At 33.9% G+C, this 14165-nt stretch carries 10 protein-coding genes; 8 read left to right on the top strand and 2 right to left on the bottom strand.

All coding sequences use genetic code 11. From position 1 onward, the window contains the following. From FLS47_RS16625 to FLS47_RS16605, 5 genes are all read left to right on the top strand, one after another. Positions 1-963, top strand: coding sequence for an HlyD family secretion protein (locus tag FLS47_RS16625; protein ID WP_149915447.1), 963 nt, complete (start codon positions 1-3; stop codon positions 961-963). A 7-nt stretch (positions 964-970) separates the two neighbouring features. Further along, positions 971-2134 carry an ABC transporter permease gene (locus FLS47_RS16620; RefSeq protein ID WP_149915446.1) on the top strand — a complete coding sequence of 388 codons (1164 nt, stop codon included), beginning with the start codon at positions 971-973 and terminating at the stop codon, positions 2132-2134. Between the two features lie 241 nt (positions 2135-2375). Continuing rightward, a complete protein-coding gene (locus FLS47_RS16615) occupies positions 2376-2843 on the top strand; it encodes a hypothetical protein (RefSeq protein ID WP_149915445.1) in 468 nt (155 codons plus the stop codon). Between the two features lie 84 nt (positions 2844-2927). Next, positions 2928-4241: an IS1380 family transposase gene (locus FLS47_RS16610; RefSeq protein ID WP_149915444.1), complete on the top strand. Its 1314-nt coding sequence runs from the start codon at positions 2928-2930 to the stop codon at positions 4239-4241. 329 nt (positions 4242-4570) lie between these two features. Next, positions 4571-5719 (top strand): sensor histidine kinase, encoded by a 1149-nt coding sequence (locus FLS47_RS16605; protein WP_149915443.1) that lies wholly within the window; start codon positions 4571-4573, stop codon positions 5717-5719. A 106-nt stretch (positions 5720-5825) separates the two neighbouring features. Here the strand turns inward: FLS47_RS16605 and FLS47_RS16600 are convergent, their stop codons facing one another. Then, the gene (locus FLS47_RS16600) at positions 5826-7433 is read right to left on the bottom strand and encodes an astroprincin family protein (RefSeq protein WP_188347471.1); all 1608 of its coding nucleotides are present in this window, start codon (positions 7431-7433) and stop codon (positions 5826-5828) included. Positions 7434-7490: 57 nt separating this feature from the next. Further along, the gene (locus FLS47_RS16595) at positions 7491-8207 is read right to left on the bottom strand and encodes a hypothetical protein (protein ID WP_149915441.1); all 717 of its coding nucleotides are present in this window, start codon (positions 8205-8207) and stop codon (positions 7491-7493) included. A gap of 411 nt (positions 8208-8618) precedes the next feature. On the opposite strand from FLS47_RS16595, the gene FLS47_RS16590 reads away from it, so the two are divergent. Genes FLS47_RS16590 through FLS47_RS16580 form a run of 3 tightly spaced genes read left to right on the top strand, consistent with a single transcriptional unit; the run spans position 8619 to position 14156 of the window. Continuing rightward, positions 8619-9251 (top strand): DUF3826 domain-containing protein, encoded by a 633-nt coding sequence (locus FLS47_RS16590; RefSeq protein WP_149915440.1) that lies wholly within the window; start codon positions 8619-8621, stop codon positions 9249-9251. 45 nt (positions 9252-9296) lie between these two features. Beyond that, positions 9297-10901, top strand: a complete 1605-nt coding sequence (locus FLS47_RS16585; protein WP_149915439.1) for a DUF5123 domain-containing protein — start codon at positions 9297-9299, stop codon at positions 10899-10901. Between the two features lie 42 nt (positions 10902-10943). Continuing rightward, complete coding sequence (locus tag FLS47_RS16580; protein WP_223225395.1) at positions 10944-14156, top strand: SusC/RagA family TonB-linked outer membrane protein; 3213 nt, start codon at positions 10944-10946, stop codon at positions 14154-14156. Positions 14157-14165: the final 9 nt, after the last annotated feature.

Here is a 14165-nt window from a genome sequence, read left to right as displayed (position 1 = left end):
ATGAAAAAAATAATATATACCCTAGGATTTTTAGTGATGATGCAAAGTTGTTCATCCGAAAAGATAGATAAAAAGTTAGAAGGAAAAATAGAAAGAGAACAATTGTCTGTGACAACTAAAATCCCTGGGAAAATCCAAAAGATTCTAGTAGAAGAAGGTCAATTTGTGCAAAAAGGAGATACCTTAATAATACTCGAATTGCCAGAAGTAGACGCCAAAGCAGCACAAGCACAAGGCGCATTGGAATCTGCGCAAGCCCAATATCAAATGGCTATAAAAGGTGCGACAGATGGTCAGTTGAAGCAGTTACGTGCGAAGGTAGATGGATTAAAAGAACAATACGATTTTGCGGAAAAGTCATTGAACCGTATGCGTAATTTGTTGCAAGATTCATTAGTTTCTCAACAAAAATACGATGAAATATACGCGAAATATCAAGGTGCTAAAAATCAATATTTGGCGGCGCAAGCGGAGATAGCTGATGTAGACCATGGGGCACGTATCGAACAACAACAAATGGCATTGGGACAAAAAGAACGTGCTTTAGGTGCAGTTTCGGAGGTTAATGTAGCTGCACAAGAACGATATATTATTGCGCCTCAGGATATGACTATAGAGACTATCAACCTCAAAGTAGGGGAGTTGGCTATGGCGGGCTATAGTTTAGCTTCAGGTTATATCACGGATGGCACGTACTTCCGTGTTACTATTCCAGAGAGTAAAGTCAAAGATTTCCAAAAAGGAGCAATTAAGCTATTGCGTATTCCCTATTTGGAAAATAAAGAAATAGAGGCGCGTGTAGAAACAATTAAAACATTGACATCCTATGCCAATATCAGTACGGCATATCCAGATTTTGAACAACAGGAAGCGATGTTTGAAATTCGTTTGAAACCTACTAACGCAGAAGAAAGTAAAGATTTGCTGACTAAAGCAACATTCATTATCGAGGCTTCTAAATAAGGTTAATATGAAGAACTTTGTAAGTTTAATAAAACGAGAATTTCAATTATTCTTTCAGAATAAAGTCTTGATGGTCCTCTTTTTGGGTGCGCCAATAATGTACGGGATTTTGGTTGGTTCCGTATATAAGAAAGGTACAGTCACTGATATTCCGATTATTGTTGTCGACGAAGATCAGTCTCCACTCTCGAGACAATTAATTGATATGTTCAATGAAAATGAAGTGATCTATGTAGCTTCCGTGTTGCCTGATAATTTCAATTCTCGTGAAGAGGCATTACGAAAAGAGGCTACTGTAGTGGTGACTATTCCAAAGAATTTCTCTTCGAATATCAATTACAATCGACCGACAGAATTGACATTATTCGTTAATACTTCGAATACAGTGACATCTAATTATGCGATGATGGCAGCAAATATATGTGCTGGAACATTGAAAGCGGGGATTCAGGTTAAATCTTTGGAGAAAAAAGGTGTGCCTGCTTATGCAGCTGCACAGCAGTACGAACCATTTAAAACCACGATAATAAAACAAAATTTTCGTTCGGGGAATTATCTTTATTTTATGTTGCCAGGTGTATTGTTGACGGTATTTCAACAGGTTATGATGTTAGGTTTGGCATTGAGCTTTGCTTCAGAATTTGAAAATGGCACATTCAAAGATTTAGTTTCAAGAACGACGAATGTATTTGAATTACTATTGGTAAAAATAACACCTTATTTATTGATGTCTATTTTTATCTATGGTTTATATTATGGTTTTTCAATTTTGTATCGCATGCCAATCGAGATTGAAGGTTTTGCGTTTTGGGGAAGTACCATTTTATTTCTCTTATCGGTAAGTTTTCTGGGTACACTCGTAAGTATTGCTATCCCAACACAGCTAAAAGCTACAGAAATTTTGATGGTTATTGCTACACCATCGTTTATTTTGAGTGGATTTACATGGCCGTTAAGCCAAATGCCAGCTTGGGTTGTCAGTATTGCAAATTGTATTCCGTTGACACATTATCTGCAAATATTCAGAACACTTGTGATAGAAAAAGGAAGTACTGATTTAATTTTAGATTCAATTTTAGGATTAGCTAGTATAACTTTAGTGACTTCTCTGCTCTCAATTTTGCTGTTACAGTATAAAATTCATAAAATGAAGAAAGAAATTAGTAATTAGAAATTGTAATATGCATTTTATCCTAAGGAGTTCTATTTTAAATAGTAAACTCCTTTTTTATGTAAAATGAATTAATAATTTGAAATATTATTTATAAGTAATAATTTATGTAAATGATAAAAGTGTTATATTTAGGCATAATTCTTATTAGCCTACCCGCCTATGAATTTTAGAAAACGATTTTTATAACGTTTTTTAATTATTTATTTTTAATTGCTTTGGTAATTCTCCATCGGAGGAATTGTTACGTTTCAATGATTCTATACAAAATGTAATAAAGAAGGAGAAGGATTATATTTTATTGCGTAATAACATCACGGATTTATTAAATAGAAACTATGCAAACAATAAGCCTTTTGTCATAGATTATATAGAAAAGAATATCCTAAATAATCCAACTTATACCAATGACACCTTATTCTACGCAAACACCTTAAATACATATGCAATTTGTTTTCTGGTATCCGATGTAGATAGATGTATTGAGATCGCGAAACAGGGAATCAATTATATTGGAAATAATGAAAATCCAGAGATTTTAGAAAAGTTAGCCTTGTTAAATTCTAACTTAGCAAATGCTTATGCTATTATTGGTCATAATCACACTAGGTTAAAAGTGTTTGCGGATATTCAGCCTATTATTCTTAAGACAAAAAAACCCCCAGATAATAAGAAATTACAATCACAAACTTGGAACTTTTTATTATGAATTTAACCCAGATTACGCAATAGAAAAAAATAGTTAATTTAGAGATTTAAAATCCAACTGCGTAGCAGTAGAAAAAAATGCGCTATGAAATTCGAGTTATCATTTACTAATCAAGAGATTACACCCTGGGGCGGAATGGTTTTTTTGAAGCAAATGTTAGACAAAATTGGCTTTCGGGAGGAGATAGAAAACTGTACTTCTTTACCTGTATCCCAATCCAATAATTCCTACAAAAAGGGAGTTCTTCTGGAGTCCTTTATTACAAGTATTTGGTGTGGAGCAAATCGTTTTCTGCATACGGAGATTACACGTTCAGACAGGGCTCTTGGTCAAATTTTCGATTGGAAAAAAACACCCGGTCAAGATGCGTATAAACGTTATTTCGGCAAGTTCACACAAAAGACGAATCAAGAGGTAGGTCATCATTTTTTTAGTTGGTTTTTTCAAAATATTAACATCAACTATTTCACTATGGACATTGATTCCTCAGTTGTTACCCGCTATGGCGCACAAGATAGAGCCAAGAAAGGGTATAATCCCAAGAAAAAAGGAAGAAACAGTCACCATCCCATTATAGCTTTCGTAAATGAGGTAAAAATGGTTGCTAACTTTTGGCTCAGAAGCGGAAACACTAGTTCAGCGAATAATTTCATTGGCTTTTTAGAAGAAACTTTATCGGTTTTTGGTACTAAAAAAGTGGGTATGGTTCGATTAGACAGTGGCTTTTGTCAAAAAGATATTTTTGAACATTTGGAACACAAAGCGCTGAAATATATTGTTGCTGCAAAGTTTACCCACCCTGTACAGCATTTAATCAACAAGCAAGACACCTGGTTGATGGTGGATGAGGGAATTGAAATCTGCGACAAGCACTATCAGGGGGAAACCTGGGACAAGCAACGCAGACTAGTAATCGTCAGACAGAAGATAGCCAATAGACCCAATGCAACGGGCAGAACCTTAAGTTTATTTCCCGACGATGAAATCCACAGAAATTACCGCTATTCTGCATACTTTACCAATAATGAATTTGCTGCAACTGATGTATGGCGGATGTATCGCCAACGTGGTGATGCGGAGAACAGAATCAAAGAATTGAAGGCTGATTTTGGAGCAGAGAGCTTTAACCTGAAAGGATTTTATGCAACAGAAGCTGCATTAATATTCTCCATGATAGCCTATAATCTAATGTCGATATTCAGAATATTCGTCTCGCAGGAAAAAACGCAAAAAACATTATCAACACTACGTTATAGAACTTTTGCAATTGGTGCTTACTTTGAAAAGGTAGGTGATACACTCAAGCTCAAAATTGCACTAACAAAAAAAAGTAGAAAATGGTTCCGGGGACTTTGGGATTACCCGATAGATCTTCAAATGAAAATATCTACTGCGTAATCTGGGTTTAATGAGCTTGATAAATCACTAGAGCATTTGTACAAAGGTATTTTTATAGAAGAAGACTTCTTGTATCACCCAAGCTTTGCTGGAGTAACTGAGATTTTATTGCTTCTGTTTTTTTAAAGAAAAACCAGATTGACAGTGTTCGAAAATATATTAAAATTTCAAATGGCATAAAAAGAAGGGAGCTTCCTGCTATTTTCAATGCAAGAATAAAAAATTTATTAGGTCTTAGTGAGGCCTATGTTGGAGATTATAGCAAGGCATCAGAATTATTAGATGAGGCTTACGAAATTGCACTTTCTAATAAGGATACCTCAGAAATATTGTATAATCAATTTATGCAAGCGCGTACATTGGTATTACAAAAGCAATTCTCTGCCGCGATAACGAAATATAATGATGTGCTTTCTAATAATAACGAAGAGTTTTCTCATTATCGCTATTATGTGTTGCTAAGTTTGATTGATGCTTACAAAGCGGATGGACAATTTGATAAAGCATTCTTGACTTATGATGTATTGCTTAAATATATGAACGAACAAAAGGTTAAGAACCAACAATTGTACGCTGAAGAACTGAGCTACAACATGAAATTTAACGAGAAAATTGCTGAAATAGAACGTTTGAAAATAAGCAATGAAAAAGCTGAAATCAAGCAACAGCGAAATGGCACTTTTATTGGTGGATTAGCCATTTCTTTGTTCTTGCTTTTGTTGATTTTATTCTTAATGCTCAAAGCACAGAAAAGAAATAAAATGCTTGCAAAAAAGGAGTATGAACTTTTAGAAGCTAAATTAGAAGAAGAAAAAAATAGTCATTTAATAGATGAGATGACTTTATTGAAGCATGTCGAAGACCGAGAAAGAAACCGCATTGCAACAGATCTACATGATAGTATAGGTGGGCTTTTGTCCTCAATTAAAATAGCTTTATTTAATTTTCAAGAGACATCAAATTTAAATCCTTCTCATATTGAGCATACAGATCGGATATTAGAATATATTGATGAAACCAAGCAAGAATTAAATAGAATCTTTTATAATCTCACTCCGCTCATAGTAGAAAAGTTTGGATTATTGGAGGCTATAAAGCAATATTGTAAAAAAATACAAACGGATAATTTTAAAATATATCTTCAAATTATTAGTGTTCCAGTGAATATTAATGTGCAGGATGAAATCACGTTGTATAGGATTATTCAAGAAGTATTACACAACATTGTGAAGCATGCTAATGCTGAAAATGTTTTATTACAGGTTCAAACTAATTTTGCTAGTGGTATGGTTGTTATTTCAATTGAAGATGATGGCGAGGGTATGAATGTGGAAGATGCAAAAAATAAAAATGGACTTGGTATGCGCAGTTTGTATTCTAGAGTACAGAGTCTTAATGGATCCATCACAATAGAGTCTGAAAAGGGGCAAGGCACAATGATTTATATCAGTTGTATTCCTAGAAAAATAGAAGAATAGTAATACTATTCAATCCTTTGCGATTAATATGGAATGAAAATTATAAACAAAATAAACAAGGCTTAAATTTTATTTAAGCCTTGTTTATTAGAGTGGTATTGAAAAATTATTTACAATTTGGTATGCTATATATAGCTTTCAAATTAGAAGAATTTGATGCTTGATTGTAAGTAAATGTACCTGATAGTCCTGATTTGGTTGGTATATCAATTGCATTTTTATTGAAAACAAACTCAGCAGAATTTACTTTGCCATCAAAATATGTTTCAACATGATATTTGACATTATTTTCTAAGTAAAAGGAACCTATTCCTGCATTAATATAGGTGTAAAAAGAATATTGCTTTTGTCCATTAGCATTAACAGTATACACGTATATCGGAACATATGGTCTCACTTCGTAATTTTTTGAAGCGCATCGCCCTGCTATATTTACATTTACTAACACTATATCCTTAGGAGCTGGATTTAGTGCAATTGTCATCCCTTGTCCAGAACACGGATTGAATATCGTTGACTCAGCAACTTTCTCTCCGCTATAATAATCATAAATTAATAATTTAGCCAATAGATTTGGCATATTATATAATGTTATCGTGTTATTTCCTTGGTTTATATAACGTGATGACGTCGCATAATTTGTTAAAGGTTGGCCATTTGGCGTAACGAGCTTGAGCGTGTAATATTTATTGGCAGCAACAGCATTTGCGTTTATTGTAATAGTTGAATTTCTGGTACATATTGGGCCATAAAAATCCAAATTCCAGTAGGATAAGTGATTGATGTCAAAATGAACTTTTAATTTACCAGATTCATTTACGATCTTAGCTGTCGATTCCTTTTTCCAAATTCCTGTCTCTTCATCCATACTCCATACAGGTATTTCGTCTCCAACTTTAAGAGCAGAACCCGTAGAGGGGTTAATTATAGCACTATTAACCTCCATTTCAACTTTCAAAGGTTTTGAAAATTTTTTTACTTTTTGATTCCCTACTTTCATATCAATGGATAAAAATCCTGCAGTGACGAATGATCCAGCACCTAACGTATTGCCATTTTCGTCTTGAATATTTTGCGGCATGAATCCTCCTGGAAAAGCGTCTAAGGAAGCTTCTGTTCCCGTGCTGTAATGAACTATATTACTGGTAAGAGAATTACCATTCAATACAGCTCCATTTTCAGCTAAAAATTGTGTCCCAGCTTGTAATAAAATGTTCGCTTTTTCTGGTTTGTTAATTTTTGAGTCTAATGTAAAATTTTTTGCATTTGCGTTTGTGTTGCCTGATAAAGTAGTACTGTTAGCAACCACGGCAGAAGTTCCTTCTGGTAAACTTGAGTATTGCGACATCTTAATAACATATTGAGAAGCTGAATCACTATCCAACACTATTGTCTGTGAAAGCGGAACATAGCCCTCAATTTGTGCATTTATGTGAAATTGAATTTTATTGCTTTGCGATGGTTTAATGCCTTCTTGCAATCCTAAAGTTAATATTCCACCTACTACTTTGAAATCTTTCTTGCCGACTTCATTTATTACTTTGTCCGCATCTGGGCCCGAAACCACGACGGGAAAGTCACCTATTGGTTGTAAATTATTTTCATTAGCATTCAGAAATAATATATTAACTGGAGCATTGTTGTATACATTAGCGTCTGCAATAATATCAATCCCTTTAAATGGATCTTTACATGTGTAAAAGAATGTGCACATAATTAGTGCGAAGCTGTTTATTATTAGTTTGTATATAGATTTCATTATTTTATATTTTTATTTACCCAATTTGAAATTTAGATTTAGTTGTATCGTAGGTAGCCAACGATAATCCGAAAGATTATTTTCTAGAAGTGATTCATTTTCTTTATTAGCTGCTAATAATTTAGTGGCATCTATTTGGACTTTAGGTTGCTGCATGTAGTATGTGCCAAGATCAACATTTACACCAAAACGTTTGGAAGGTGTGCTTTTACCAATACCTAATCCAAAGTAAGGCGCAACACCATTAAAACTTATATTTGCAGTAAGATTTCCAATTTGATCAGGAGAAATGTTTAAATTATCAAAATCAATCCCTTTTGAAGGTTTAAGAAATCCACTAAACTCTGTATTGTTTATATAAGCTCCTCCTGCTACTAGTCGCAATGTAGAGAATATATTAAATTCGCCCAACATACCAATTTGGCTAACACTTCCTTTTAGATATTGTATGTCACTTTTCAAATCACGAAGTAAGCCGGCATTTTCTGAATTCCGATTAAAAGGTTGATTTATTGTTGTGCCAAAATATGTTGCATTAAACCGCACAGCAAACTTATCTAGGAATTGATAACGAAAACCCGCACCCATGCCATTTGATCCCGCTTGTAATTGTATAGAAAGCTTATTTGATTGGAATCCCTTATTTACTGAATCATAATCAGTCTGCGCTATCAAATATCCAGATAGTAGAATTTGACAAGAAATTAAAATTGTTTTTTTCTTCATCATTCTTGGTTAATTAAGTTTGGTTCTTAAAAATACAAATTTTTCATTATAATGTTATGAATGAATTTTAATAATTAAATTAAAATTTACTTGATTAATAAAATTGAGTTGGCTTCGTTGTGGTATTATTATTTAAGAACAAGTTTATAATCTAACTATAATATTCAATATAAAGTAAATAGTGTTATATATAGGATATTTCACAAATATCATAGCGTTAATATGCATTCATATCAAGATAGTATAATAATTTGCTAAGTTATAATAGAAATCCCGCTACTTGAATTCCGTAATTTGATATTACCGATTATAAATATAATTCATCACAAGTTTTGCTTTAAGTATTTACAAATTCAAGAGGCATTGTTTAATGCTATAGCAAATCATTGATGATCACATTTTAATACTAATATTATGATACGAATCTTTTTAACATTAAACATTTTATTGTGGTCTATTGCTGTTTTTTCACAAAGTGATAGAGAAAAATACTTAGAAACTATTACATCAAGGTCGCAAAAGATTATCCAATCTGCTGAATTACAACATCTAACATCAAGTGATATTCTGTTGAATGAGTTGGTTAATTTCTACGATAAAATAAATACCAATGCAGAGAAGTACGAAAAGAAATTAGCAGCACTAAAGTCAGAACCAAACGCTAAACAACTTGAAATCGATAAAATAAAAATGGAAAGCGATTCACAGGCTAAACGAATTTATTCAAGATTCCTTAAAAATATTTCAGAACATGCTAATAATCAACAGGTAGAGGCTTTGGTCGATGGGGTGACATATGGATTATTAAACCGTACATATAATGCATACCTTGACATGATCCCACAGCTAAAAGCAGAAGAAAAAAAAATGATTAAAAATATGTTGCTTGAAGCTAGAGATCTAGCGGTGATAGCTTCGGATTCTAAAGAAAGACATGCTGCATTTGGAAAATATAAAGGAAGAATCAATAACTACTTGTCTAAAGAAGGCTATGACTTAAAGAAGGAAGGTGATAAATGGAAGGAAAGAATAAATAAGCAGTCTTAAATACAAGAATAAAAAACATCTTATCTATACAAACAAACCAAAATTATGCAATTAAAGAAATTCTACCATTGCTCTGCTTATATGGCAGCAGGGCTTCTATTAGCATTCCTTATCAGTAGTTGCCAAAAGAAAGATAGTTACACTTTGTCAAGTTTGACTCGCCTCTCTGGAGATATTAGCTTCGTACACGCTGATACAGCAATTACTTTAAATTGGAATAATGCTATTACCGCATGGGAAGGTGAAGGAAAGCCATCACTGCATTACCAAGTAGAGGTATCTACGGATTCTACTTTCACGGATCCTCAAGCAACAATACATACTACTGAGAAAGATTCAACAACTATTTCTTTGGGGAAAGAAATATTGACCCCAAATGTAATTTATTTTGCACGAGTTCGGTCTGTTGCAGGTACTAGTGCATCCTTATCACCTTGGGTTAATAGTACAAGATTTCATATTCTAAATGAAGTTCCTGAGATCGATATTTTTAGAACCTTAAAATATCATGATCTTATCCATAATGCAGCTATTATACGTTGGCAACAAGATGCTTCAATCACGCATATTATTGTCAAATCTGATTCATTAAATTATACCAAACAATATGACTTGTCATCAGGTGATAAGGCTGCTACATTAAAATTAATAAATGAATTGACTTCAAATTCTACTTATGCTATTCAATTATTTGCTGGAAATAAAAGCATGGGTAAAATGACCCTCAAAACTCGCAATGGAGTGGATGATCCATCATTTATTGATCTAAGACCTATGGCTGGAGATCCATCTGCATTAAAAAATGCATTATTGACTGCAACTGATGGTGCTACTATTGTTTTGAAAAGAGGAGAAGAATATACTTTTGAAGAATCATTTTCAGTAGATAAATCTTTTAAAGTGATTAGCGAGCCAGGATTTTCGCCAGCAGCACATATTAAATTGAACTCTTTTAATGTTGTCGAAGGAAGTACCATTAACTCTATAATTTTTCAAGATGTGAAGATATCAAGTGACTTTGATGCCGGTTACGTTTTTAATATTCAAAGTGCTGGAAAAATTAACAACTTGATTTTTGAAAATTGTCATTTGACAGATCATCGTGGTGTGGTGCGAGTACGAGCGCTGAGTAATTCTGTATATTTTATGATTGAGAATTTGCTTATCAATCATTCAATTATCGAAAATGTCAAGGATTTTGGTGTGGCAAATATTGGTCACGTAAATGGAAACATCAAGAACACGACGGTACAAAACAGTACAATAATTAATGCACAACGATTTATAGTAACGCAAAATAGAAATACAAATCACGATGAATCCGTAACGGTATCAGATGTTACATTCTATAACTCACCTAATGGTGGTCAACGATTGTATGATTACACCAATGGATTGGTAACAAATGGTGTAAAAGTTACAAATTGTTTGTTTGCTTCATCTGCTGCTGGTAATCCACGTGCGTCCAATAATTTAACCGTTCAAAGTATTAACAATTTTAGCACATCTGATTTCACAGGAGCGGTAATCGTTGGACTTAATGCTTCTGGTATATCCTCAGCGAATGCATTTGTTAGTCCATCCGAAGGGAATTTTACACTACAAGCACCAAGTTTATTTCATGTAGGTGATCCGCGTTGGAGACCATAAATATTCTTGTATTCTATGTATTAATGAAGAAAACTTAAATCAATGAAATCAAAAAAAGATATAAGCAAGACAAGTTTGCCAATAGTGATTAAGGGGCTGGCGCTAGCATGTATACTTGCTTCACCAGTTGCAGGTCATGCAATGGTAGATGAGAATATTACGAATAAATCAATCGGAGTATTTGTAGGTGTAAAAGGTGTAGTTAAAGATGCATCTGGGCAACCTATTGCAGGGGCTACGGTAATGATAAAAGGGACGAAAAGTGGTGTGAAAACTGACCAAAACGGTAATTTTTCTATTAACGTTCCTACAGACAGAGCGATATTGGTAGTTAGTTATTTGGGCTTTAAGACTCAAGAAATACCTGTAATATCTGGAAGAGATATAAATATTGTGTTGGAAAGGAGTGAAGGTCAAATCGAAGATGTTGTTGTAACTGGATATGGTTCTCAAAAGAAATCCGAGATAGTGGGATCTATTTCCACTATAAAAGGGGAAGAGCTTATGGATATTCCTGCACCAAACTTGGCAGGAGCACTTCGTAATAGAATAGCTGGAGTAGGTGTAAATCAAGAGTCTGGTCGTCCAGGTGCACGTATATCTTTAAATGTTCGTGGATCAAGTATATCAAGTAATGCGCCTAGTGGAGCTACCGATGAACCTCTTTATATTGTTGATGGGATTATTGTAAGTGAGGATGTATTTGATAATCTTGATGCTTCGATGGTCGAAAATATTTCAATTTTAAAGGATGCTTCGGCTGCAATATATGGTGCTGCAGGTGCTAAAGGGGTAGTGTTAGTTACCACTAAACGTGGTAAAGTCGGTAAACCTAGCATTTCTTACAATGGTTATGCGGGTATTACAGATGCAGCAACAAAACCTAATTTATTATCTGCCTATGAGCATGCACAATTATTAAATGAGGGACATAGAATTAACAATTCTCCAGAAGACAGATTTTTCTCACTAGAAGATTTAGAATATTTAAAAGGATTAAATACAGAAAGTTGGTACGATCAAATTTGGCAGGCTTCATTAATGCAGCGTCATAATCTCAGTGTTTCAGGAGGCTCGGACCGTACTACATATTTTGTTGGCGGAAGTTATCAAAATGAAAATGGTAATTACGCTGGAATGAAGCTAGATAAATATTCCATGCGAAGTGGCCTTTCTGCAACGATTTTGGATGGACTAAAGGCTGACATCAATTTTAATGTAGATCACCGTATTCGAGAAAGTAAGAATAATCTTGGAAACGGTACAGATAATGATTTTTTTGAAGCATTAGTGTCAGCACCACAATGGATTCCATTGCAAATAGATGGTATGCCGGTATACTTTAATAGAGGTAATGTAAGAAATCCACTTGCCATTACAGAATCAGGATATTCGGATTCTCGTAAATCACAATCATATCGTATAAACGCTAGTTTGAGTTATCAACCTAAATTTATACCTGGATTGACGGCTAAATTCCAAGTATCTCAAGGAGGAGGAAGTTTTAATAATTCTACTTATATAGCACCATATAAGCTATATAATTTTGAAAGAATGGGAAATAATAATCAGTTATATTCCACTCAATTGGCAGCAGTCAATCCTATTGTTGATGGTGTAACTCAAGCAAATTCTAGCCTAACACCAAATCTTGGAAAGGATAATGGATATCAGGGCTTTTTTACCTTGTCTTATGCTAATACATTCGCCAAACATAGTATAGATATTGTAACTGGTGCAGAACAGACCGTAAATAATAACGAAAATCTTTCTGTGCGTTGGGATGGCCAAATGATACCTGATATGACGGATTATTGGGCTTTTGATCAAAACCGACTCCAAATTGGAGGGCGTTCAATTGGAAAATCAACCAAAAGATCTTTCTTCGGACGTATGAGTTATGATTTTGATAAAAAATACTTGCTTCAAGCGGTATCAAGAATCGATGCTTCTTCAAATTTTGCACGCGGAGATAGATGGGGAATTTCGCCAAGTATTGGTGCAGGTTGGGTAGTCAGTCAAGAAGACTTTTTCAAAGATAATGTATCGTTCATCAATTTTTTAAAATTTAAAGTCAATTATGGTATAGCTGGTGATGATAGGGTGGATGAAAGGCTTTGGCAAGAACGCTACACTATTGATTTGAATAACGGTTATTTGTTTGGAGATAATAATTATGGTATTGGATTAAATCCATCTGTGTATCCAAATCTTTTAATTACTTGGGAAAAGAAGCGTACCCTTAACGTTGGTTTTGAGAGTTCATTGTTCAATAACAAGTTAGATATAGGTGTCGAATTCTTCCAAAATAAAGTTTTTGATGGATTTGATAAAGGTGCAAATGAGATGAATCCATTATATGCTGGGATTTTAGCTCCTACTGTAAATTATAGAGAAGCTTATAATTGGGGATCAGAATTTTCAATTGGATATAGAACTAAAATTGGCTCAGAACTGAATTTCAATGCAAATATGAATTTTGGGTACGGTAATTCTATAGTTACAAAAATAATTTATAACCCTGCGGATCTACTAGTTACAGACAGAAGTGATGGCAAGTGGTTAGGAACTAAGTTTGGCGTAGATCCTCGTAAATACAATAGCTCTAATATGGGGTATAGAACTAGTGGTATGTTCAGAACGCAAGAACAAATTGATAAGTTCTTAGCTGATAATCCTAATTATACTATTGCGGGTAATATTCCACAACCAGGATGGTTGATATATGAAGATACGAATGGCGATGGTATGGTGAATCAAAACGATATTGTCCCATTATTCGAAAACAATAATCCCATATTTTCATCTGGTATTACGTTGGGGCTTGGATATAAGTCATTTAATCTAAGTACAAACTTTATGGCAAGACTTGGCGGGAGAGTATTTTATGATTCACAAGCACGTAATAAAGCTGATAACACCCGAAATGTGGTAAGTATATGGAGAGATCGTTGGACTCCAGAAAATCCTGAAGAAGGAAAATTCCCTAGAACTGACGATCCATTAATAAATGTGAATTCAGATTTTTGGGCAGTAAATGGTACTACGGTTCGAGTAAATAATATGACACTTAGCTACAAATTTCCAGCACAAGCTATTTCACGATTAGGATTTTCAAATGCAAGAATTCTATTGACTGGAAATAATCTTTGGACAATAATCAATCCATATGGATATAAAGATCCGTATTCATCAAACGCATATCATTATCCAATTACAAGGACTATCTCTGTGGGATTAAGTGCAAATTTATAACATGCAGTA

The sequence above is a fragment of the Sphingobacterium cavernae genome (assembly GCF_008520265.1).
GTDB classification, from domain to species: domain Bacteria; phylum Bacteroidota; class Bacteroidia; order Sphingobacteriales; family Sphingobacteriaceae; genus Sphingobacterium; species Sphingobacterium cavernae.
This window is presented reverse-complemented; position numbering and strand designations above follow the sequence as displayed.

Coding starts and splice junctions, on each gene's coding strand:
- FLS47_RS16595 (WP_149915441.1), bottom strand. CDS start 8,207: ATGATGAAGAAAAAAACAATTTTAATTTCTTGTCAAATTCTACTATCT.
- FLS47_RS16590 (WP_149915440.1), top strand. CDS start 8,619: ATGATACGAATCTTTTTAACATTAAACATTTTATTGTGGTCTATTGCT.
- FLS47_RS16600 (WP_188347471.1), bottom strand. CDS start 7,433: ATGTGCACATTCTTTTACACATGTAAAGATCCATTTAAAGGGATTGAT.
- FLS47_RS16585 (WP_149915439.1), top strand. CDS start 9,297: ATGCAATTAAAGAAATTCTACCATTGCTCTGCTTATATGGCAGCAGGG.
- FLS47_RS16580 (WP_223225395.1), top strand. CDS start 10,944: ATGAAATCAAAAAAAGATATAAGCAAGACAAGTTTGCCAATAGTGATT.
- FLS47_RS16625 (WP_149915447.1), top strand. CDS start 1: ATGAAAAAAATAATATATACCCTAGGATTTTTAGTGATGATGCAAAGT.
- FLS47_RS16620 (WP_149915446.1), top strand. CDS start 971: ATGAAGAACTTTGTAAGTTTAATAAAACGAGAATTTCAATTATTCTTT.
- FLS47_RS16610 (WP_149915444.1), top strand. CDS start 2,928: ATGAAATTCGAGTTATCATTTACTAATCAAGAGATTACACCCTGGGGC.